At 57.2% G+C, this 23,203-nt stretch carries 20 protein-coding genes and 1 tRNA gene; 4 read left to right on the top strand and 17 right to left on the bottom strand.

Annotation, left to right across the window (positions count from 1 at the left end; translation table 11 throughout):
• Window positions 1–46: 46 nt before the first annotated feature.
• The 13 genes from PMI16_RS25600 to PMI16_RS12240 form a co-directional block, all read right to left on the bottom strand.
• Window positions 47–793, bottom strand: a complete 747-nt coding sequence (locus PMI16_RS25600; protein ID WP_007879913.1) for a sugar phosphate isomerase/epimerase family protein — start codon at window positions 791–793, stop codon at window positions 47–49.
• Window positions 790–1,524, bottom strand: coding sequence for an amino acid ABC transporter ATP-binding protein (locus PMI16_RS12295; protein WP_007879912.1), 735 nt, complete (start codon window positions 1,522–1,524; stop codon window positions 790–792). Before PMI16_RS12295 ends, PMI16_RS25600 begins: the two co-directional genes overlap by 4 nt.
• Window positions 1,511–2,161 carry an amino acid ABC transporter permease gene (locus PMI16_RS12290; RefSeq protein WP_007879910.1) on the bottom strand — a complete coding sequence of 217 codons (651 nt, stop codon included), beginning with the start codon at window positions 2,159–2,161 and terminating at the stop codon, window positions 1,511–1,513. The genes PMI16_RS12295 and PMI16_RS12290 overlap by 14 nt, the downstream gene beginning before the upstream one ends.
• Entirely contained in the window at window positions 2,158–2,856 is a 699-nt protein-coding gene (locus PMI16_RS12285) for an amino acid ABC transporter permease (RefSeq protein ID WP_007879909.1), read from the bottom strand. Before PMI16_RS12285 ends, PMI16_RS12290 begins: the two co-directional genes overlap by 4 nt.
• Window positions 2,857–3,114: 258 nt before the next feature.
• Complete coding sequence (locus PMI16_RS12280) at window positions 3,115–3,921, bottom strand: transporter substrate-binding domain-containing protein (protein ID WP_007879907.1); 807 nt, start codon at window positions 3,919–3,921, stop codon at window positions 3,115–3,117.
• A gap of 223 nt (window positions 3,922–4,144) precedes the next feature.
• Window positions 4,145–5,224 (bottom strand): LacI family DNA-binding transcriptional regulator, encoded by a 1,080-nt coding sequence (locus PMI16_RS12275; RefSeq protein WP_007879902.1) that lies wholly within the window; start codon window positions 5,222–5,224, stop codon window positions 4,145–4,147.
• A 345-nt stretch (window positions 5,225–5,569) separates the two neighbouring features.
• Window positions 5,570–5,800, bottom strand: coding sequence for a formate dehydrogenase subunit delta (locus PMI16_RS12270; protein ID WP_007879900.1), 231 nt, complete (start codon window positions 5,798–5,800; stop codon window positions 5,570–5,572).
• Window positions 5,801–5,830: 30 nt separating this feature from the next.
• Window positions 5,831–6,664, bottom strand: a complete 834-nt coding sequence (gene fdhD / locus PMI16_RS12265) for a formate dehydrogenase accessory sulfurtransferase FdhD (RefSeq protein ID WP_007879897.1) — start codon at window positions 6,662–6,664, stop codon at window positions 5,831–5,833.
• A gap of 164 nt (window positions 6,665–6,828) precedes the next feature.
• On the bottom strand, window positions 6,829–9,708 hold the full coding sequence (fdhF, locus tag PMI16_RS12260) for a formate dehydrogenase subunit alpha (protein WP_007879895.1): 2,880 nt from the start codon (window positions 9,706–9,708) through the stop codon (window positions 6,829–6,831).
• Between the two features lie 38 nt (window positions 9,709–9,746).
• Entirely contained in the window at window positions 9,747–11,300 is a 1,554-nt protein-coding gene (locus tag PMI16_RS12255; RefSeq protein ID WP_007879891.1) for a formate dehydrogenase beta subunit, read from the bottom strand.
• Window positions 11,297–11,776 (bottom strand): formate dehydrogenase subunit gamma, encoded by a 480-nt coding sequence (locus tag PMI16_RS12250; protein WP_007879889.1) that lies wholly within the window; start codon window positions 11,774–11,776, stop codon window positions 11,297–11,299. The genes PMI16_RS12255 and PMI16_RS12250 overlap by 4 nt, the downstream gene beginning before the upstream one ends.
• 75 nt (window positions 11,777–11,851) lie before the next feature.
• Complete coding sequence (locus tag PMI16_RS12245; protein ID WP_034380209.1) at window positions 11,852–12,127, bottom strand: hypothetical protein; 276 nt, start codon at window positions 12,125–12,127, stop codon at window positions 11,852–11,854.
• A gap of 149 nt (window positions 12,128–12,276) precedes the next feature.
• Window positions 12,277–13,923: an OFA family MFS transporter gene (locus PMI16_RS12240; protein WP_007879887.1), complete on the bottom strand. Its 1,647-nt coding sequence runs from the start codon at window positions 13,921–13,923 to the stop codon at window positions 12,277–12,279.
• Between the two features lie 163 nt (window positions 13,924–14,086).
• Here PMI16_RS12240 and PMI16_RS12235 point away from each other — a divergent pair, with 163 nt between their 5' ends.
• The 3 genes from PMI16_RS12235 (at window position 14,087) to PMI16_RS12225 (ending at window position 17,066) form a co-directional block, all read left to right on the top strand.
• Window positions 14,087–15,154, top strand: coding sequence for a substrate-binding domain-containing protein (locus PMI16_RS12235; RefSeq protein WP_007879886.1), 1,068 nt, complete (start codon window positions 14,087–14,089; stop codon window positions 15,152–15,154).
• 78 nt (window positions 15,155–15,232) lie between these two features.
• Window positions 15,233–16,309, top strand: a complete 1,077-nt coding sequence (locus PMI16_RS12230; protein WP_007879885.1) for a tartrate dehydrogenase — start codon at window positions 15,233–15,235, stop codon at window positions 16,307–16,309.
• A gap of 355 nt (window positions 16,310–16,664) precedes the next feature.
• Window positions 16,665–17,066: a surface-adhesin E family protein gene (locus PMI16_RS12225; RefSeq protein WP_007879881.1), complete on the top strand. Its 402-nt coding sequence runs from the start codon at window positions 16,665–16,667 to the stop codon at window positions 17,064–17,066.
• A 6-nt stretch (window positions 17,067–17,072) separates the two neighbouring features.
• On the opposite strand, the gene PMI16_RS12220 is transcribed toward PMI16_RS12225, so the two are convergent.
• The gene (locus PMI16_RS12220; protein WP_034380277.1) at window positions 17,073–19,028 is read right to left on the bottom strand and encodes an APC family permease; all 1,956 of its coding nucleotides are present in this window, start codon (window positions 19,026–19,028) and stop codon (window positions 17,073–17,075) included.
• A gap of 138 nt (window positions 19,029–19,166) precedes the next feature.
• On the opposite strand from PMI16_RS12220, the gene PMI16_RS12215 reads away from it, so the two are divergent.
• Window positions 19,167–19,253 (top strand) — tRNA-Leu (locus PMI16_RS12215).
• A 299-nt stretch (window positions 19,254–19,552) separates the two neighbouring features.
• Here the strand turns inward: PMI16_RS12215 and PMI16_RS12210 are convergent.
• From PMI16_RS12210 to PMI16_RS25895, 3 genes are read right to left on the bottom strand one after another with little or no spacing between them, the layout of a single operon-like run.
• Window positions 19,553–20,350, bottom strand: a complete 798-nt coding sequence (locus tag PMI16_RS12210; protein WP_007879877.1) for a formyltransferase family protein — start codon at window positions 20,348–20,350, stop codon at window positions 19,553–19,555.
• A complete protein-coding gene (locus PMI16_RS12205; RefSeq protein WP_202801651.1) occupies window positions 20,347–21,279 on the bottom strand; it encodes a polysaccharide deacetylase family protein in 933 nt (310 codons plus the stop codon). The genes PMI16_RS12210 and PMI16_RS12205 overlap by 4 nt, the downstream gene beginning before the upstream one ends.
• A 22-nt stretch (window positions 21,280–21,301) precedes the next feature.
• On the bottom strand, window positions 21,302–23,071 hold the full coding sequence (locus PMI16_RS25895) for a hypothetical protein (protein ID WP_007879873.1): 1,770 nt from the start codon (window positions 23,069–23,071) through the stop codon (window positions 21,302–21,304).
• Window positions 23,072–23,203 lie beyond the last annotated feature (132 nt).

The following is a 23,203-nucleotide window of genomic DNA, read 5'->3' as shown; positions in this document are numbered from 1 at the left end:
GATGGATTCCGATTGCGTCGGGCAAAAGATCTCGACAGGCAAAAAATTATGCCGATGCCAGCATCGCCACGTAATTGCGGGTCATTGCTTCCAGATCCTTGCCGATAATGGGGAATTCGATCGCCCGTTGCACGCCGCGTGGAAAATGCGAGAACAGGCGCCGCCACACGGCATCGTCCTCGTCCAGCGGTATCGCCTTGAGATTGCCCTTGTCGTTCCACACGCCCTTGCAATGCACGTATTGCACGTGCCCCGCCAGCGTACGCGCGGCCACCTCGGCATCAACGCCGCTCCAGCGCCAGTTGCCCATGTCGAAAGTCATGCCGACCGGCACGCCGGTGCCGGAACAGACCGCCAGGAAATTGGCGATCGATTCCAGCTTGCCGCCATGTTCGGTCTGGTCGTTCTCCAGCAACAACGGCACGGGAGCCTGCGCCACAAAGCGCGACCAGTCCAGCATGTTGCTGGACGGCGAAAAATGTCCCAGCGACACCTTCAGGAAACGCGACTGCAGTTGCTGCGCCTCGTCCATCACCTGATCCAGTTCGTCGCGCGCCAGCGAACCGTCCTTGCGGAACAATTCGATCGGCGCCGAATACACCGAGAACAACTTGTGCTTCACCAGCAAAGCGTGCAGCTCGTCGAAATCTGGTAATTCGACAAATAATTCACGGCGGATTTCCAAACCCGCCGCCCCTGCCGCCGCAACGATGGGGATCAGATGCGCATGGCCGACCTGGCGCACGAAATCTGCGCCATAGGCCGAAGCCGCGACCAATACCGGGGTTTTCATTTGATGTTGCCGGCGCCGACGAACTGGCGTGCTTCCGGCGTTTGCGGATCGGCGAAGAATTCCTTGGACGGACGCGCTTCCCATACCTTGCCCTGATGCATGAACACGGTGAGATCGGCGACGCGCCGGGCGAATTCCATTTCGTGCGTGACGAGCAACATAGTCATTCCTCCTCGAGCGAGTTCTTCCATGACTTTCAGCACTTCCTGCGTCAGCTCCGGGTCCAGCGCCGACGTGACTTCATCGAACAACATGACTTGCGGCTCCATCGCCAGCGAGCGCGCAATCGCCACGCGCTGCTGCTGGCCGCCGGACAACTGTTCCGGATAAGCATCGCGCTTGTGATCGAGGCCGACTTGCTGCAACACCTTGATCGCCGTTTCGCGCGCTTTTTCGGTTGCGACTTTCTTGACGATGCGCGGCGACAGCATGACGTTCTCTTCCACCGTCAGATGCGGGAACAGATTGTAGTGCTGGAACACCATCCCGACATCCTTGCGCAACTCGATCAGATGCTCATGTTTTGCGGTGAGCTTGTGACCGGCAACGGTGATGCTACCACCATCAATGCTCTCCAAACCGTTGATGCAACGCAGCATCGTACTTTTTCCCGAACCGCTGCGTCCGATGACGGCAATGACCTGCCCGCGCTCTACGGACAACGATATCCCATTCAAGACCTGGTTGCTGCCAAAGCTCTTGGTGATGTTCTCGATCTCAACGATGGGCATGTAATTTCCTTTCTAGGGCAAAACTGAAGCGCGACAACGGATAGCAGAAGATGAAATAAATCGCTGCAACAATCGGGAATACGAGGAAGGGCTGGAAAGTCGCGTTGCTGACGAGCTTGCCCGCCTGCGTCAACTCCACCAGACCGATAATGGAAGCGATCGACGTGTTCTTGACGATCTGCACCAAGAAGCCCACCGTCGGCGGCAGCGAAATACGCACCGCCTGCGGCAGGATCACGTAACGCAGCTGCTGCCAGCGCGTCATCGCCAGCGCAGTGGAAGCTTCCCACTGCGGCACCGGCACGGCTTCGATGCAACCGCGCCAGATTTCACCGAGATAGGCGCTGGTGTAAATCGTCATCGCGATCGTTGCAGCCACCATCGGCGGCAGCTTGAAGCCGTAGATCGCTAGTCCGTAGAACGACAGGAACAGGATGATCAGCACCGGCGTGCCCTGGATGATCTGGATGTACACCGCCGACACGGTGCGCAGGACCTGCAGGTGCGAAGTGCGCATCAGCGCGACAACGAAACCTGCCGCCCCGCCGACGATGAACGCCAGCACCGACAACAGCACCGTCCAGCGCGCGGCTTCCCACAAGAAGACAAACTGGTCCCAGGAAAATTCGGCAATCATCGGTTCCCCCTTGGCCGCGCTACGCCAAGACGGCGGCGGCGTTTGAATACAACCAGACCGATGAGCCAGAAACTGAGGCGGAACAGCAGCGCCAGCAGAATGTAGAGCACCATCACGATCAGGTAAATTTCGAAGCTGCGGAAGGTTTCCGCATCGAGCAGGTTGGCGCTCGCCGTGAGCTCTTCGGCGGAAATCGCCGACACCACGCTGGAGGCCAGCATCATCAGCGTGAACTGACTCGCCAGGGCCGGATAAACCTTCTCCAGCGCCGGCGTCAGCACCACGTGGCGAATCACCTGCCAGCGCGTCATCGCCAGCGCCTGCGCCGCTTCGATCTGCGAAGGATGGACCGCCATCATGCCGGCGCGCACGATCTCGGTGGAATACGCCCCGAGATTGACCGTCATCGCCACCAGCGCGGCGATATTGGCATCGACCTGCACGCCCGCAGCGGGCAAGCCGAAAAAGATGATGAACAACTGCACCAGGAAAGGCGTGCTGCGGATCAGCTCCACATAGGACGTGACCGCAAAACGGGCCGGCGCCGAACCGTGAATGCTCACGATCGCCCCGAAAATACCCACCGCCAAACCGCAGATCATCGACAGCGCACTGAGCCGGATGGTGAGCAGCGCTCCCCACAACAGCTGGTCCATGTGCTGAAAGATGAACGCAAACTGAAAATCATAAGACATCGTCTACTCCTTGCCGATGCGCCGAACCGCCATGAAGTTGCAACGGTCGGCGGAAACATCCGGATCACGGTTGGCGACAAATGGCCACCGACGCCTGTCAATAACTTGTCGTTCCGGCGAAAGCCGGAACCCAGCGACGTTGGCGGCTGCGACGAACTTGCCGATCGCCTGTTCACGACACTGGGTCCCAGCTTTCGCTGGGACGACGTGCTGTTAAATTCGCAGACTGGATCGAGATCCGGATTCGTTAAACGTTTCTTAAAATACCGGCAGGTTCGGCAGCGGCGAGCCCGCCCACTTGCGCGAGATCGCATCCAGTTCGCCGTTCAGCTTGACGTAATAGATGAAGTTGTTGAGCCATTGCTGCAGGTCGAAAGCGCCTTTACGCACGGTCATCGAGTTCGGTTGCACCGAGTACGGGAACTTCACGTCGATCTTGCCGGCGCCGCGCGTCTTCACGATTTCGTTGGCCATGGTGTTCGGGATCGAGATCGCATCGACCTGGCCGCTCAACAGAGCCTGCGTCACGGTCGAGTCGTCTTCAAAGCGGACCAGCACGGTGCCGGCAGGCGCCAGACGCGTCAGTGCCGTATCGTTGGTGCTGCCGCGCGAAACGCCGACTTTCTTCTTGACCAGATCGTTCAGCGTCTTGAACTTGGAACCGACCGGACCGACGATGGACAACTCAAAGCCGCTGTAAGGAATCGTGAACATGACCGATTTGGCGCGTTCAGGCGTCGGCGCCAGTGTCGCCACCAGGAAATCGACCTTGCCGGACTCCAGCGCGGGGATACGTGCCGGCGGCACCAGCGGCACGATTTCCACCGACAGGCCCAGATACTTGCCGATCAGGTTGGCAACGTCGACGTCGTAGCCGATCGGTTCGCCCTTGGCGTCGACGCTGCCGAACGGCGGCGTGCCGCTGACGACGCCGATGGTGACCTTGCCCTTCTTGATCAGGTCGGCCACGGTTTGCGCGCTGGCGCTGACGGCTGCGCCGGCGGCGCAGGCCGCAACCAGGGCCAGCGCGGCGAATTTGGTGCTGAACAGTTTTTTGATGCTCATGACTTGTCTCCTTTTTTGCGCATCGCCCCGGATAGAAGCAACTTGCAAACATCCTCAATAAATGGCTTGCGCCCTCTTCACTGCGTCTCTTCTTTACAGCTTATTTTTCAGTTTGTTTTTGCTTATGTTTTTATATCGGGCTGCGTTGCCTTGCCGTCCGATTCTTCTGTGCAGTTCTGCATCGCTCGTGCAGTCCTTGTCTCTGGTATCGGTTCCAGAATCGTTAAAAAATACTATCTCTCGTTGCTGCGCTCGTAGCTCCAGCCTGACTTGAACCGCGCAAAATCAGGCGGCCGTCCAACAGGATTTCGCGGCGCGGCGCGCGCTCTCCATGGATGCGCGCAAGCAGACGTTCAATCGCGGCAAAACCGATCTCATACGTCGGCTGCTCGATCGTGCTGATGCCGCTGCCCACCAGCGGCGACCACGACAACTCGTCGAAACACAGCAAGCCGATGTCTTCGGGAAAACGCAACTTCATGCTTTGCAGCGCCAGCGCAATTTGCAATGACACCATGCCGTTGCCGGCCAGAATCGCCACTTTTCCTGCGCCACGTTTTGCCTTTCGGCGCTTCAGGAAATCCTGCAGCATCGCAGCAACGTGACCGGGTTGATCAATGTGCACTTCCAGCGTTTCGCCATGACTGGCGGGCTTTTCAGCCAGCGCCTGCAGGAATCCCGCTTGCCGCCCCTGACGCGAACTGACGCCATACAGAGGCTGCACCACCAGCCCGATATCGGTATAGCCGCTCGCCAGCAAATGTTCGGTCGCCATGCGCGCCGCCCTGACGTTGTCGAGTCCGACCAGATCGAAATCGCAGCCGTCGATGCGCCGGTCCAGCAACACCACCGGAAACGCCACGCGCCCCAACTCCTTCAACGGCGTGACATTGCGTCCTTGCGTATTGAACAGCAGACCTTCCACGCTGTACGAATGCAGCGCCGCCAGCGATTGCTGCTCGCGCTTCTCGTCATTGCCCGTGTTACATAACATCAGCGTATAGCCGTGCTCTTGGCAGGCTGCTTCGGCGCCGTTCAGCACGGCGACCGAATACGGATTCAGGATATCCGCCACCAGCATTCCGATGAGCCGCGTGCGTCCGCCTTTGAGCCCGCGCGCCATCTGGCTGGGCTGATAGCCGAGCCGGGCGATCGTGCTGCGAATCTGTTCGCGCAAGTGCTCCGACAACGCATCGAGCTCGCCGCCGAGATACCGGGAAATACTGGTCTTCGACACACCCGCCTCGCGCGCGACCTGGGCAATCGTCACCCTGCCCGCGCCAACGCTGCGCGTGTGCTGCATATTGGATTTTTGTCTCACTCTACCTGCCAAATCGTTGATTGTTATCTAGCGATACATCTGCTGATTTGCCTGCGGGTTCCCAGGTTTCTATTTTTTATGCGAATCTTTGGAACCGGTTCCAAGATAGCAGCGCAAAAATCCTTTTGCAAACTATTTCACATGAAAATTTTGATGAAAAAGGATGAACGGAAAAGGCCGTGACGCATAAATATGCGCGTCAGGAAATTGGTGCAGAGCGGCATTTCAAATCCTAAATACCCGCTTTGCGATACCGCTTCTGAGAATGGAAAACACGTATGCTGCCTCGCCGCAAATCGTCATTGCAAGCAAGAGGCTGCAAGACAATCAGGCCGGCTGCAAATCGGCGGCATGCGACTTCACCGTCACCAGCACGATCTCACTGAGTTCCGAACCGCCCTCTTGCTCGACGTATTCCAGCAAGGCGCGGCGCATGCGGGGTTCCCAGAAGCGTTTGAGATGCGCCGCCAGATCATGCTCCGCCTGCGCGCGGTCAGGCATGGTGGAGAAGAAAGCGCCGATCTGGTTTGCCATCTTGATCAGGTGCGGGAGGTTCATGATGTGTCGTCTCGTATGGGAATATTGTTGTCAGGTCAGACGATGCGGCCCTGCATAGACGACATGTCCTTGCCGGCGCACGAAACCGATCAGCGTTACGTCGGTTTCCTTGGCCAGGCGGATCGCCAGTGCGGTCGGCGCCGAAATCGCGGCAATGAAACCGATGCCGACGGTGGCCGCCTTTTGCACCATTTCATAACTGGCGCGGCTGGTGATGATGACCGCGCCCGCCGAAAAATCCTGCCGGTCTTCCGCCAGCGCGCCAATCAGTTTGTCGAGCGCGTTGTGGCGCCCGACGTCTTCGCGCACCAGCTTGATCTTGCCGTCACGGCCCAACCATGCGGCCGCATGCGTGGCGCCGGTCTGTTGCTGCAATTGCTGTTGCGCCTGCATGGCCTCCAGCGCGGCATGCAGCGTGTCGGCGGAAAAGCGCAGCGCGTCGGCTTGCACCGCCGCCGGATGGCGCACGGCCTGCTCCAGCGTTTCCGCACCACATAAACCGCAGCCGGTGCGACCGGTCAGGTTGCGCCGCTTTTCCTTCAGGGCGACGAAGCGCTCGGTGGCGACATTCATCTGCACCTGAATACCTTCCGCGCCCGGTACGATGTCGCAATCGTAGAGTTCGCTCCGGTCGGCAAGTATGCCTTCGGTCAATGAAAAGCCCAGCGCAAAGTCTTCCAGATCGGCCGGCGTCGCCATCATCACGGCGTGCGAGATGCCGTTGTATTCGAGCGCGATCGGCACCTCTTCGGCGACGACGTCGGCGACGACTTCACGTTGGCCGTCGCGCCACTTCTCCACCTCGACCCGCGCCGCCGTGACGAATTCCGTGTCTGCCGACGATGGGATAGGACATGCATTCATTGCTGATCTTCTTTCAAACCTGTTTTCTACCATTCAAAAAAACAAAACACGGCAAAACAATCCATGTCGTCCCAGCGCACGCTGGGACCCAGTGTCGTCAGCGCAGCATCAACTACCTGATAACGACGCTGGGTCCTGACTTTCGTCAGGACGACGGCTTGAATTCATTTCGTTACCAACGGCTCGGTACTCGCCTTCTCGCCTTTCAACAAACCGAGCTGTTCGCGATTGAACTGTTCGTAATGCTGCTGCCATTCGGACGGCTGCGATACCGGCAGGACCTGCACCGCCGTCACCTTGTATTCCGGACAGTTGGTCGCCCAGTCCGAGTTGTCGGTGGTAATCACGTTGGCGCCCGACTCGGGGAAGTGGAACGTGGTGTAGACCACTCCCGGCTGCACCCGCTCGGTCACCGTGGCGCGCAACACCGTCTGCCCGGCGCGCGATTCAATGCCTACCCAGTCGCCTTCGCGCACGCCGCGATCTTCGGCATCGTGCGGATGGATTTCCAGGCGATCTTCATCGTGCCACTGCGAATTCTCGGTACGGCGCGTCTGGGCGCCGACGTTGTATTGCGACAGGATGCGGCCGGTGGTCAGGATCAGCGGATAACGCTGCGTCACCTTCTCGTCGGTGGCGAAGTACTGTGTATTGAGGAACTTGCCCTTGCCGCGGATGAAGCTGCCGATGTGCATGATCGGCGTGCCTTCCGGCGCGGCTTCGTTGCATGGCCACTGGATGCTGCCGAGGCGCTCCAGCTTGTCGTAACTGACGCCATGGAAACTCGGCGTCAGGGCCGCGATCTCGTCCATGATTTCCGACGGATGATTGTACGGCATCGGGTAGCCGAGTGCTTCGGCCAGCGCCACCGTGACTTCCCAGTCGGACTTGCCCGACTTCGACGGCATCACCTTGCGCACGCGCGAGATGCGGCGCTCGGCGTTGGTGAAGGTGCCGTCCTTTTCGAGGAAGGACGAACCGGGCAGGAAGACGTGCGCGTACTTGGCGGTCTCGTTGAGGAACAAATCCTGCACCACGATGCATTCCATCTCCTGCAAGGCGGCGGCAACGTGCTGGGTGTTCGGATCGGACTGGACGATGTCTTCGCCTTCGCAATACAGTCCCTTGAAACTGCCGTCGAGCGCAGCATCGAACATGTTGGGGATGCGCAGGCCCGGCTCGGGATTGAGCGTCACGCCCCAGGCCTGCTCGAATTGCGAGCGCACCGTCGAATCCGAGATATGGCGATAACCCGGCAGTTCATGCGGGAACGAGCCCATGTCGCAGGAGCCCTGCACGTTGTTCTGGCCGCGCAGCGGATTGACGCCGACGCCTTCGCGGCCGACGTTGCCGGTGGCCATCGCCAGGTTGGCGATGCCGATCACCATGGTCGAACCTTGCGCATGTTCGGTCACGCCCAGACCGTAGTAGATCGCGCCGTTGCCGCCGGTGGCGAACAAACGCGCGGCGCCGCGCAACTCTTCCGCCGGCACGCCGCACACTTCGGCCATGGCTTCCGGCGAGTTGTCCGGACGCAGCACGAACTCTTTCCATTGCTCGTAGGACTTCACGTCGCAGCGTTCGCGGATGTATTCCTCGCTTTGCAGGCCTTCGGACATGATCACGTGCGCCAGCGCGGTGATCACCGCGACGTTGGTGCCGGGACGCAGCTTGAGGTGATAGTCGGCCTGGACGTGCGGCGACTTGACCATCTCCGTGGTGCGCGGATCAATGACGATCAGTTTGGCGCCCTGGCGCAGGCGGCGCTTCATCTGCGAAGCAAACACCGGATGCGCCGACGCCGGATTGGCGCCGATGATCATGATGACGTCGGACTTCATCACGGAATCGAAAGTCTGGGTGCCGGCCGATTCGCCCAAGGTCTGCTTCAAGCCATAGCCGGTCGGCGAATGGCAGACGCGCGCGCAGGTATCGACGTTGTTGTTGCCGAAGGCGGCGCGCACCAGCTTTTGCACCAGGTAGGTTTCTTCGTTGGTGCAGCGCGACGAAGTGATGCCGCCGATGGAATCCTTGCCGTGCCTGGCCTGGATGCGACGGAATTCACTGGCGGCATAAGTGAGCGCTTCTTCCCACGACACTTCGCGCCATGGATCGCTGATCTTGCTGCGGATCATCGGCTTGGTGATGCGATCCTTGTGCGTCGCATAGCCCCAGGCGAAGCGTCCCTTGACGCAGGAGTGGCCGTGGTTGGCCTTGCCGTCCTTGTACGGCACCATGCGTACCACTTCGTTGCCCTTCATCTCGGCCTTGAACGAACAACCCACGCCGCAATAGGCGCAGGTGGTGACCTTGCTGTGCTCGGCCTGGCCCATCATGATCACGGTCTTCTCGGTCAGCGTCGCGGTCGGGCAGGCTTGCACGCAGGCTCCGCACGAAACGCATTCGGACTCCATGAAGCTGTCCATCTGCCCGGCCGACACGCGCGACTCGAAGCCGCGGCCGTTGATGGTCAGCGCGAAAGTGCCTTGCGTTTCTTCGCAGGCGCGCACGCAGCGGTTGCAGACGATGCATTTGGAGGGATCGTAGGTGAAGTAAGGATTGGATTCATCCTTCTTCATCTCGAGATGGTTGTCCCCTTCGTAGCCGTAGCGCACTTCGCGCAGGCCGACGGCGCCTGCCATGTCCTGCAGTTCGCAATTGCCGTTGGTCGGGCACGTCAGGCAGTCGAGCGGATGGTCGGAGATATACAGTTCCATCACGCCGCGCCGGATGTCGGCCAGCTTCGGCGTCTGCGTCTGCACCTTCATGCCCGCTTCGCACGGCGTGGTGCACGAGGCCGGATAACCCTTCATCTTGCGGCCGTCCTTGCCTTCGATCTCGACCAGGCACAGGCGGCAGGAACCGAAAGGTTCCAGGCTGTCGGTGGCGCACAGCTTGGGCACGTTGATGCCTGCTTCCACCGCCGCGCGCATGACCGAGGTGCCGGCCGGCACTGTGACCGCGACGCCGTCGATTTCCAGGGTGACTTCAGCTTCCGAGAGGCGCTCCGGCGTGCCGTAATCTGTTTCGTTGAGCTGGTTCATGACAACAACTCCTTGCTGAATGCGTAAGCGAATAAGGTTCAGGCGGCTTTTTCAGCCGGCGAACCAAAGTCTTCAGGAAAATGATTCAACGCCGACAGCACCGGATACGGCGTCAGGCCGCCCATGGCGCACAACGAACCGTTGAGCATGGTGTCGCACAGGTCGCGCAGCAGATGCACTTGCTGGGGACGATTGTCATTGGCAATGATCTTGTCGATCACCTCCACGCCGCGGGTCGAACCGATGCGGCATGGCGTGCATTTGCCGCAGGATTCGATGGCGCAGAACTCCATCGCATAGCGCGCCTGCTGCGCCATGTCGACGCTATCGTCGAACACCACCATGCCGCCGTGGCCGACCATCGCGCCGATGGCGGCGAAGGCTTCATAGTCCAGCGGCGTGTCGAGCTGTTGCTGCGGCATGTAGGCGCCCAATGGGCCGCCCACCTGCACCGCGCGGATCGGCCGGCCGTTGAGGGTGCCGCCGCCGAAGTCTTCCAGCAGCTGGCGCAGACTCAGGCCGAAGGCCTTCTCGACCAGACCGCCATGCTTGACGTTACCCGCCAGTTGAAACGGCAAGGTGCCGTGCGAACGGCCTACGCCATAGTTCTTGTAAAACGCCGCGCCGCGCGCCAGCACGACAGGCACCGTCGCCAGCGAGATCACGTTGTTGATCACGGTCGGCTTGCCGAACAAACCCTCCAGCGCCGGCAGCGGCGGCTTGGCGCGCACCACGCCGCGCTTGCCCTCCAGGCTTTCCAGCAAGGCGGTTTCTTCGCCGCAGATATAAGCGCCGGCGCCCATGCGCACTTCCAGCCGGAACGCTTTGCCCGAGCCGAGGATGTTGTCGCCCAGATAGCCGTTCTGGTTGGCCGTGGCGATCGCCTCGTTAAGCGCGACGATCGCGTGCGGATATTCGGAGCGCACGTAGATGTAGCCCTGCGTCGCGCCGACGGCGAGACCGGCAATCGACATGCCCTCGATCAGCACGAAAGGATCGTCCTCCATCACCATGCGGTCGGAGAAGGTGCCGGAGTCGCCTTCGTCGGCATTGCAGACGATGTACTTCTGCGCTGCTTGCGCGTTGGCCACCGTCTTCCATTTGATGCCGGTCGGGAACGCTGCGCCGCCGCGTCCGCGCAGGCCGGAGTCCAGGACTTCCTGCACGATGGCTGCGCCGTCCATGGCGATGGCGCGCCTCAGCCCCGCATAGCCTTCGTGCGCCAGATAGTCGTCCAGCGACACCGGATCGGTGATGCCGACGCGCGCAAAGGTCAGGCGCTCCTGATTCTTCAAGTAAGGAATTTCTTCGGTCAATCCTTGAGTCAATGCGTGCGAACCGCCCTGCAGGAAACCGGCGTCGAACAGCGCCGGCACGTCGGCAGGATCAACCGGGCCGTAAGCGACACGGCCTTGCGCGGTCTCCACTTCAACCATAGGCTCCAGCCAGAACATGCCGCGCGATCCGTTGCGCACGATGTCGATTTCAATACCACGCTTTTCCGCGTCGCCGGAAATCGCGGCGGCGACCTCATTGGCGCCCAGGGCAATGGCGGCGGAGTCGCGTGGAACGTAGACAGTCACAACACTCATGACGCACCTCGCTTGGCTTGCAGCAGGCGATCCAGCTTGTCGGCGCCGACGCGTGCATGCAGTTCGCCGTCGACCACGACATTCGGGCCGCAGGCGCACAGGCCCAGGCAATAGACAGGTTCGAGCGTAAACCGGCCATCGGCAGTGGTTTCGTGGAAAGCGCAACCGAGCGCTTTCTCGGCATGCTTCGCCAGCGCTTCGGAACCGACCGCCTGGCAGGCTTCGGCACGGCAAACCTGCACCACATGCCGGCCGGCAGGCTGCTGGCGGAAGTGATGATAGAAGGAAATCACGCCATGCACTTCCGCACGCGATACGTTCAGCGCATCGGCGATCATCGGCACCGCATCGGCCGGCACGAAGCCTACTGCGTCCTGAATGCCGTGGAGGATGGGCAGCATGGCGCCCGGCATGTGGCGGCGCGCGGCAATCACGTCCCTGACTGCGCCGACGTCGAAAGGCTGTTGTCTGTTCATTGTTCCATCTCCTGCTGAACTGCGGTCCGGCCCCGGTTTGTACTTTTTATCTGGCCGGGCCATGGAAAAATACGCCTAGTCTCGTCGCCGGATCTTTATCGGGACGAAACGGCGGCGTAGCTGCAATGCTTTATTACGCCCTGCCGACAACAAGCCGGCGGCGATGGATATGACGATCCCTGCCTGCACAAACGGCATGGCAAAGCTCAAAAACCGGGGAAAGAAGATACTGCAGAGCGCGACTGCAAGGACTGCAGCGACAAAGATGAGGCAAACAATCAGAGGTGCAGGCGCTGCGCTGAAGAGCGTCGCGGCACGCTGTCCGATCGATGGATGATCTAGCGATTTCATGTTCTCCCTGCCTGTCAAAATGCATCGGGTTGGACCAGAACACTACGGGGTAAAACCAGCTGCCGCGGAGTCGTTGCTCTCACGGCAGCCTTGCTGCTTTACTTGCTGCTTTACTTGCTGCTTTAACTTCCAAGCTGCTTGCCTACAAATTACTTGAACAACACCGCAGTTTTTTGCAGCGTCAGGGCAACGCCCCACACCAGAGGAATACCGACTGCCAACCATGCTGCACCGATCAGCGCAGGATTGCCGCCGCGGCCGACTTGCGACAGCTCGGCGTCCGACAACGTTGCAGTGTTATCCGACGACGACTTCTCATGCGCCAGTTGCTTTTCGCGAGCCAGCTCTTCCGGCGTCATGAAATGCTTCGCAGCGACCGGGCGGACCAGCAGGTTGCAGATCAGACCCAGCACCAGCATGCCTGCCAGGATGTACATCGTGGTGTTGTAGACCTGGTCGCGCGGCATGCCCAGCGACAGCTGGTATTCACGCATGTAGTTCACAACGACGGGCCCCAGGATGCCGGCGGTTGCCCATGCAGTCAGCAGGCGACCGTGGATCGCACCGACCATTTGCGTACCGAACAAGTCAGCCAGGTAAGCAGGCACCGTTGCAAAACCGCCGCCGTACATCGACAGGATGATGCAGACTGCACCGACGAACAGCGCGATGCTGCCGGCTTTGGCCGACCATGGCAGGCTGACGTACAGGATGAAGCCGAGCACGAAGAAGATCACGTAAGTCATCTTGCGGCCGAAGAAGTCGGAGCACGACGCCCAGACAAAACGACCACCGATGTTGAACAGACTGATCAGACCGGTGAAGCCCGCGGCAATCGCCGCGATCGCCGCTTTTTGCTCAACCGACAGATCGCTGAAACCGACGTTCACACCCAACAAATGGCCGCCGAATACTTCCTGCAGCATCGGCGAAGCGATGCCGATCACGCCGATGCCGGCCGACACGTTCAGACACAGCACCAGCCACACCAGCCAGAACTGAGGAATGCCCCAGACCTTGCTCACGTGCACGTGGTTTTGGGTGATCATGGTGTTGGTGTTGGCAGCAACCGGCGGCGTCCAGCCTGCCGGCTTCCAGCCGCTCGGCGGAACACGGTAACCCAGGGCGCCGGCCATCATGAAGATGAAATAGATGACTGCCATCGCGACGAAGGTTTCCCATACGCCGACCGATGTCGGGGTAGCGAAGTGTTTCATCAGCTTGTCGGCCAGCGGGCTGCCGACCAGCGCGCCGCCGCCGAAGCCCATGATCGCCATGCCGGTGGCCATGCCGCGACGGTCCGGGAACCATTTGATCAGCGTCGACACCGGCGAGATATAGCCGAGACCGAGACCGACGCCGCCGATGACGCCCGACCCCAGCCACATGAGCCAGATCTGGTGGGTATAGACCCCGAACGCGGAAATCAGCAGACCGCCGCACCAGCATAATGCCGACACCACGCCGGCCTTGCGCGGACCGGCGCGTTCAAGCCAACCGCCCCAGATCGCGGCGGAAACGCCGAGCAGGACGAAGAACATGGTGTACATCCAGCCCAGCATGGAAATCTTCCAGTCGCAGGTAGTGGAGAACACCTGGTCGAAAAAGCCGCTGCCCGGCGCGCAGGCGATCGACTCCTTGATGCCGAGAGATTTGGACAAAGGCAGCCAGAATACGGAGAAACCGTAGGCCATGCCGATACACAGGTGAATTGCGAGTGCCGCCGGCGGAACCAGCCAACGATTGAAGCCAGGCTTGGCGATGGTGTGTTCCTTTTGCAGGAAATCGAAGGCCATTATTCCCTCCTTTTGATGTTGTAGAACGGCAATTATATGCAACCCGAAAGAATTCGGCTATTTATGCAAATATTTACCTATAGTTTTTATGTAGTACACGCTCTATTGCGAAGGTATCATTGAAATCCATCGCTCTCAATATGCTATTTATTTCATATTTATCATGTATAAAGTTCGCATCAAACCTCACTGGGAAATCGCTCACGGAGAAGAAGCCCCCCTCGACACGACCGAGTTGCTGAATCTGCTGACAGCGATCCAGCAGAGCGGATCGATCGCCAAAGGCGCAGAGCAGTTGCGGCACTCTTACCGTCATGCATGGGGTCTGCTGCGCACCTCGGAACAATTGTTCGGCCACAGCCTTATCGCGAGCGGCCGCGGTCGCGGCACTACCCTGACGCCGTTTGCGAGCAAATTATTATGGGCCGACCGCATGGTCAGCGCGCGCTTGTCGCCGACACTGGACAGCCTGGCCTCGGAATTGGAAATCGAACTGGGCAAAACCGTCGAAGGCAAATCCAAGACCGTGCGCCTGAACGCCAGCCACGGCTTCGCCGTCGCCGCCCTGCTCAATCAATTCAACCAGGCCAAGCTGCCGGTGGAAGTGCGCTATCGCCACAGCACCGACGCCGTGGCGGCATTGTCGCGCCAGGAATGCGACCTGGCCGGGTTCCACGTGCCGCTGGGAGAATTCGAAAAACCGGCCATCGCGACCTATGCCAAATGGCTCAACAAGCGCAGCGATTGCCTGATCCATCTGGCGGTGCGCAATCAGGGCCTGTTCGTCGCGCCCGGCAATCCCAAACAGATCCGCGATTTGTCCGACCTCACCCGCAGCGACCTGCGCTTCGTCAACCGCGAAGCCGGTTCCGGCACCCGCATGCTGCTGGAGCTGATGTTGGCCGGACAAGGCATCTCGCACAAGAAGATCAACGGTTTCGAAAACACCGAGTTCACGCACTCCGCGGTAGCAGCCTTCATCGCCAGCGGCATGGCAGATGTCGGCTTCGGCGTGCAGACGGCAGCGCAGCGTTTCGGCCTCGATTTCATCCCGTTGGTGCGCGAGCGTTATTTCTTTGCCCTGCCCACGGCCTCGCTCAACGATCCGCTGGTGCAGGCCGTGGTCAATATCCTGCAGTCGCCGGCGTTCCGCAACGTGGTTGACGATCTGGCCGGTTACGACGGCGCCGACACCGGCAAGATCCAGAGCCTGCAGGAAGCGTTCGGCTGAGTTTGACTGAGCCCCGAAACGCGGCAAGACGCAGCGCCGGCAATAACGGTATGATTTCCTTTTAAAGGAGAACGCACCGTGACCAGACATAAAGTAGCCGTGATCGCCGGCGACGGCATCGGCCAGGAAGTCATCCCCGAAGGCTTGCGCGCCGTCGACGCGGCGGCCAGGAAATTCGACATCGAGATCGAGTACACCCATTTCGACTGGGCCCACTGCGGCTACTATGCCCAGCACGGCAAGATGATGCCGGACGACTGGTTCGATCAGTTGAAGGGATTCGAAGCAATCTTCTTCGGCGCGGTCGGCTGGCCGGCCACGGTGCCGGATCACGTGTCGCTGTGGGGTTCGCTGCTGAAGTTCCGCCGCGAGTTCGACCTCTACGTCAACCTGCGCCCGGTGCGCCTGATGCCCGGCGTGCCCTGCCCGCTGGCCGGCCGCAAACCCGGCGACATCGATTTCTACGTCGTGCGCGAAAACACCGAGGGCGAATACTCTTCCATCGGCGGCCGCATGTACGAAGGCACCGACCGCGAAGTCGTGATCCAGGAATCGGTGTTCACGCGCCATGGCGTCGACCGCATCCTGAAGTACGCCTTCGACCTGGCGCAAAGCCGTCCGAAGAAGCACTTGACGTCCGCCACCAAATCCAACGGCATCGCCGTCACCATGCCCTACTGGGACGAGCGCGTCGAAGCCATGGGGAAAAACTACGGCGACGTCAAATGGGACAAGTACCACATCGACATCCTGACCGCGCATTTCGTGCTGAACCCGCAGCGCTTTGACGTGGTGGTGGCGCCCAATCTGTTCGGCGACATCCTGTCCGACCTCGGACCGGCCTGCGCCGGCACCATCGGCATCGCGCCGTCGGCCAACATCAACCCCGACCGCAAGATGCCGTCGCTGTTCGAGCCGGTACATGGCTCCGCGCCCGATATCGCCGGCAAGAACATCGCCAACCCGGTCGCCACGATCTGGTCCGGCGCGATGATGCTGGACTTCCTCGGCAACGGCAATCCGAAATACAAGCAAGCGCACGACGCCATCCTGGCCGCCATCGAAAAGGTGCTGGTCGACGGACCGAAGACGCCCGACCTCGGCGGCACAGGCGACACGACGGGAGTCGGCAAGGCGATCGCCGCCGCCATCTGATCCCCGGAAATCAGACGGTGCGGATCGCGCTCATCGGCAGCGCGATTACCTGCGCATCGTCAAATGTGTCAAGTCCCGGCCGGCGAATCCTTCGCGATCGTCGGCTTTTTTGCATCATCGGCATTTTCCGAAATACAGCGCTGTCATGCCGTGTTAGCATTTGCCGCTTAAAATAAGCAGACGTTTTCCATCAAGATGAAGGTTCGATTGACGTATTTCACGGCGACATTGAGTGCACATGCGCTGCTGTGGTCGGTCACCTTGCTGATCATGCTGGAAGATGACGTCGCCATGCTGGCGTTTATGTTTTCCTGAAACATCGCCCAACACACTCACCGTATTGACTGAACGGGACATGATGAAATTTGCTGTGCTGGCGTTGCTGCTGGTGTCGAACCAGGTTTTTGCTGCGCAATGGTCATTGCTCGGCGACAACGACTTCGGTACTTTTTTCGTCGATAAAACCAGCATTACCCGCACCCGTGGCGTCCTGCGGGCAAACGTCTTGCTGAACTGGAACAAACCGCAAGCGCTGCAAGGTCATGGCAAGTATTATTTGTCCGAAATCTCCGTCACCTATTTTGATTGCGACGACAAGCAAATCGGGTTCGGCAGCCGCACCATGTATGCCAAGGCAGACGCTCAGGGCAGCGCTCTGTTCTCCCCTTACCTCGCCTACGGCGACGTCAAGTTGCAAGACACGGTGCCCGGCTCGACAGGCGCACAAATGATCAAATCCATTTGCAGCCTCAAATAAAAAACCTCACACCTTCATCGGCAGAATCACCATCTGCAAACCGTCGAAATGCAGCCTGCGCTGAATCGCCAGCGCCGCCTGGTTGTGCAATAGCCGGATGAACCAGTTGTCCTGCTCGAAAATCAGCTTGCTGGTGAAGAAAATCGCATTCGGATATTGCTTGCTGATGTCGTGGCAAAGCCTGCTGACTTCCTGCACGGCATCGGTGCCGAAGCCCAGGAAAGAAGCCGACGCCATGCCGTGGCTGCGGCAAAAATCCACGAAGAACTGCAAGGTCGCATTCGCTTCCGCGCGCATCTGCTCGACCGCGCCCTCGCCGCCGTAAGCGTGCGAATCGACGGTGCGCGCATTGACGAAGATGAAGTTCTTGAAATACGCCGGGAACATCCGCTGCACCCACAACAAGGCATGCAAACCGCCACCGCGCGAGGTGCCGACGATGAAGACCGCGGTCTGGTTGACCGGATCGGGCACGATCGCTTCCATGTTGATGCCGAAGGGCTGGCTGGAAAAAATCTGATCGACGGAACGGATCGCTTCCTTGGTATCGCGATAGTGATTGCGGATATAAATGCACAGCGCGGAAATGCCGGCAATGATGACCGCCGTGGCCCAGCCGCCTTCAAACAGCTTCTCGACCAGCAAGACCGACAGGATAGCCGCGCAGATCAGGAAACCGGCCAGCGACAGCACGAAACGCCGCTTCCAGTGCGCCAGATGACGACGATGCCGCCACCAGTAGCGGCACAGGCCGAACAACGAAATCGCAAACGTCAGGAATACCGAGATGGAATACAGCACGATCAGTAGCGTCACGCTGCCCTGCGTCCAGAACAGAATGATCAGGGCCGCGATGCCCATGACCAGGATGCCGTTCTGCGTGACCAGCCGCGTCGACAGATAGCGGAATTTATGCGGCACCCAGGAATCCGCCGCCATGTTCGACAGCACCGCCGGGCCGCCGAGGAAGCCGGTGTTGGCGGCGACGAACAGCAAACCCGCTTCGAACGCCAGCACCACCGCCAGCAGGATATCGTTGAGCCACTTGCTGCCGCTGCCCATGCTGTCGATGATCAGCCGGAACGTGGTCGCATTGAGCGTCTCGCCGTTGACATGGCGCGCATCCCACAACAGATACAGCAGGAAGATCCCGGCCGCCGTAAACGCCAGCGACAAGGCCATGTAAATCATCGTCACCTTGCCGGTGCGCACGCGCGGTTCGGCCAAGATGTTGACGTTGTTGGAAACCGCTTCCAGGCCGGTGTAAGTACCGCCGCCCTGCGAATACGCCAGCAGCAGCATGCTCGCCACACCGGCCCAGCCGATATTCTGCGCCAGCGTGCCGGTGTCGCCGAGCGTGGAAGGCACCAGCGCCGGCAGATATTCCACGTGGACGAAGATGCCATAGACGATCAGCACCAGATGGGTCGCGACGAAACCGAGGAAGACAGGCAGCAGGAACCGGATCGCTTCTTTCAGTCCGCGCAGATTCAGCACGATCAGCATGCCGATGAAGAAGGCTTCGGCCCACAGCTTGTAATCCTGAAAGCCGAGCGGCAGCAAGGACGCCAGCGCGTCGACGCCGGAGGCGATCGAAATGGCGATCGTCAAGACATAGTCGAGGATCAGCGCAACGCCGGAAACAAGACCGAAATAGGGACCGACCAGCTTGGTCGCCACGCGATAACCGCCGCCGCCGGTGGGAAACAATTCGATGACCTGGTTGTAGGCCAGCGCGATGATGAAGACGGTCAGCGCCGTCGCCAGCGCAAGGTAAAGGCCCAGATGGGTGTGCTCACCCAGCGCGCGAAAACTTTCCTCAGGACCATAGGCTGACGACGACAAACCATCGGCCCCCAGTCCCACCCACGCCAAAAACGCCACCAGCGCCAACGAATGGCGCGTCTCGCTTTTTAGCGGGTCCAGCGCCTTGCCCAACAAAATTTCTCGAATCTTCAACATGCATTCAGATGCCGCATACTCCGACATTTTTCTATCAAGCGGCGATGATACCTGTTTGCGTCGCAACGCGGCATGCGCAAAATTGCAGGGGGCTCTTGCTCGCCTAGTCAAAATCCGTCATAATCGCGGTCTTGCGTTGCCGGGATGGCGGAATAGGTAGACGCACGGGACTCAAAATCCCGCGGTGGTGACACCGTGCCGGTTCGATTCCGGCTCCCGGCACCAAAATTTTTCGCTTAAAAATGCACCTTTCGGGGTGCATTTTTCTTTTCCCCCAAAAAAACCTGTTGCCGCCCTTGGGAGAAACACACTCCCCCGCCCATTACCTCCCCGTCTTTACCTTTTACTGTGCCAATCTGCTATTAGGCAGGGAGCTTCATGCGCTTTTACCTCGCGAGAATGATGTCCCTCGACCATTGGTTCCAGATAAAATCTGATTCCCTCATCGCGCAGCGCTTGCGACACAGACACAAAAAATAACTCAACAATATCTACTCAGGGCGGCATCATCGGCGACAGCCTCCCTATGCATAAAACGGCATCAAAAGCGTAGGACGTTTTACAGAATCCAATATGCTCTTCAACTCCTCATAACCGATATTTCTTTGAAGAAATCTCAAAGCGACATCATCATTGAAATCCATATTTCTTGTATATCTGATCTCTAATGCCCTATCTTGTGGTACGCGTTCAAACTGACGTATCTCTCCCGACTCTATCCGCTCAACTAGCGATGTTTGTGCAACATCAACAGCCTTCATTGTAAATTCGAACGGATCTGCATCTTCTGCCAGCAATGGTAACGCATGAAATAACATCGGCCCACTATCCAACCCCTTAGACAGCATATGAATTGTCGCACCGACCAATTCTGGCCGACCGTCGTACACAGCCCAGAAATTGCATGAAGAACCCCGATAAAAGGGAGACAACCCCATATGTATATTGATCGCCTCTTTTCCGACCAAGAAGTCGATCAACCACCCCTTGATATAACTAGCGCCAAAGACGATGAAGACATCTGAGTCAAGCGCCTCAGAAAGCTGACGCTCGGACAGAAAATTCAAGTCTCCGCTTTTAATTGGAAGCAATTTCACATTCTTCCCAAAAAATGAAAGATCACCGAAAATCTTCTTTTCTGCCCGCATGACATTGGCAAAATATGCCTGCATCACCTCCGATTTCTTAAAAAAATCGGCAACTTGACCGGGAAATACCGTATTGCACTCCTGTATGGCATAAACCGTTTCGCTTATGGCTGCCAGTTTGTTGATCAGCGAAATATGGCGAGGCTGATTGCTCGTAAATACGGTAATTTTCATTTAGACATTTCCACCAATACATTAGCGTGATCCTGCCTGGGCACCTCTAAATTCGATACGACATCAGGCGTACTCAGACTTGATCTGAACCCTATTTTGATTCCCATTTTCTTCAATATATCTAACGTCCCCGCACCATAGTTTCCGCATGGATGCGACATTGAAATAGGAGGACTTCCCAGCACGTCTTGCAGATGGAGATAATTGTCCAAATATTCGGCGCTCTGCTGCTCTAATGTCAAAGTATGCAACGTCGTTGGATGTGAGTACGAGTGCAGTCCCACGAGATGGCCCTCTTTATGGAGAATTTCAACATGCGAATCACTCATCCACAATTTACCCAATACCTGCAACGGGTCATATGCCTTACTTTCAAACATCAAAAGCATAATTGATGCGTAGTCCTCCTTGGATAAAACGAGATCACGTAAATAGCGGAACCATCGGTCAGCCGTAGAATAGAAAGGAAAGGCAGATAAATATGTCGCTTCGTCAAAACTATTCACGGCCTCGCGATAGAGAGTCTTATTTCGTTTTTCAGCAAACAAGAAAAATTCGCCATAAAAATCGTCAATTGATTCATAGGCAGTCGTACGAAAATGACGATATATCTCCAAAAAATCAGGATCGCCTTTCAATGGCGATGAATATACGAAAAAAAAAGCCTCAATCTTTTTTTCTCGCAGTATTGGCAACGCGATATCGACTTGACACAGAAGCGCATCATCAAAGGTTAAACAAATATCTTTAGGCGCAAGCCTTCCTGCGATGAGCCTCTCCATATATTCACGCGCATTGAGAATGGAGTAATTGCTTTCGAGGAAAACAATCATCGCGGCAAACGTTTCTGCCGATATAGAGCCTTGGCCTCGCGGATGATTTTCGCCATGAAAATGGTGAAACATAACCCCATGCGTTTTTTCTTGCATATCAGATTCACTTTCGCCGTTGTTACGTGACCGCATTATTGTCGAGAAGAGTCTTAAGCTTCAAACCTAAACCACCACAAACTTCGCGCCCTTCCCCACCATAAAGGACATCATAGATTCTCTTAATTTCGGCAATCAAGAATGCTGTTTCTTGTTCAAATAAAATCTCCGTTGGGGACTGAGGCGAAATAACATCGAACACACTTGTTCCACCTTTAGAAACAAGATCGTTAATTATCTTTCCCTCCTTCAGAAATGGTGCTCGATTGGCGATATCACGCATTGCCCTCTGATTCGGGAAAAAACCTCTTATGACCCTGCGCTTCAATCTGGAAAGAAAATCTGCACTTAATGGCGCAGGCGCCGGAAAACTTTCAGATATATCAAATAGGGAACGATAGTATTCAAAAGCGCACCATCTATAAGCGTTGCGAATATTCTCGAAACTCCATCCGTCCGATATCGCTCGCTCGATCTCCGAAAAATAAGTTTTCAGAGTATCCCCGACATAATTAATCGACGCCGGATACGAAGTCACCAGCTCATGAGAATACAAGACTACCGGCAGCCCCAGCAGGCTCATCTCCTTTCCGGCATTTGACCAACCATTTAAAATGACATCCGCAATGTCTGCCAAGTGATACATTGAAATGTTATCGGAAGGCCAGTTCACGCAAATATTATCCGGCAGATCAACGAGCAGTTTTTCTAACTTCACCGCTTGCGCCGATTTCACACCTTCTCGTTTATTGGGAAAATTTCGAGGATGAACTCGAATGATTAGCCTCGTGTCAAAACGCCCCCCAAAGTGCTTTATCAAAGCCTCAATCCATTCAAATTGAGTAGGAAAAATGCACCCCTCATCCGGGAATTGCACACCGATAGCTTCCGCAGCAACGCGCTCATCAGTGCTACTCATCGTTGCAATAAGAATTTTTTCTGAGGGACGAACGCCAAAATACTTTCTCAAATCAATACTGCCTCGCGTTGCCGATGCAGAATAGGTAAAAACGCTCGTACCATGCAGCAACTCCAAAACATGATTCGTGACACTGGAAAGCGACTCCTTACTGCAGGGAAGCTTTTTATATGTTTCCCAATGAGGATTACGATTCCATGTCGCAAATCCATAGCCACGAGAGACAGAAATCGTTTGGAGCCTGTTTGAGAGATTATTTCCGGCATGTAGATAGTAATGCGGAATGTTGCGCTGCTCCGCGAGCGCACAACATATATGATTTACTGAATAGTACGCATTGTAGACAGCAACACGATCAGGTTTTTCTTCGTCAAGAAGCCTCCTGCAGGCAAAAAAAGCATACAGAGCATTCTTTAGCTCCGGTTGAAACCGTCGCCATTCAAAGTCTGAAAATTTGATTGAATCCTTCTTATGATTTATTAAAAACTCATATAGAGCATAACGCCCAACTGGTACATCATCAATTGCAAATTCGATGTAATTTTCCTTCGTGAGAGTCTCCATAATGGCAGTGATCTGACTCTGATCCGAATCGTGTACAAGCGATGCAATATCAGGGCCGCGAAACCCGAAACCATCCTGGAGCAATCGTGCATTCGTATTACAACGATCACATATAGATTTTTTATCCGATGCTGAAGATTCGCATGTGAGACCGACAGCGCTCATGGGGATGCAATAACCATTCAACTTCTCACCGCACGTTATGTACAGAATCTCATGACCATGTTGTCGTAATGATTCAAGCACAAGAGCCTCAGGAAAAGCATGTACCCAAATCGCAGAATGCGGAGCAAAAGCCAGTATTTTCATTGTTCACTTATCGTTAAGAATCCTTCGGGGGCGATTTTAACCGCTAATTTGCTTATTCACCTCTAATCGATCCGTCGGCAGCCTCACCGCTGCATGAAAAATAGCAAGAAATTAAGCATTCAGCAGCAACCA

Source organism: Herbaspirillum sp. CF444, from assembly GCF_000282135.1.
Lineage (GTDB): Bacteria > Pseudomonadota > Gammaproteobacteria > Burkholderiales > Burkholderiaceae_D > Herbaspirillum.
This window is presented reverse-complemented; position numbering and strand designations above follow the sequence as displayed.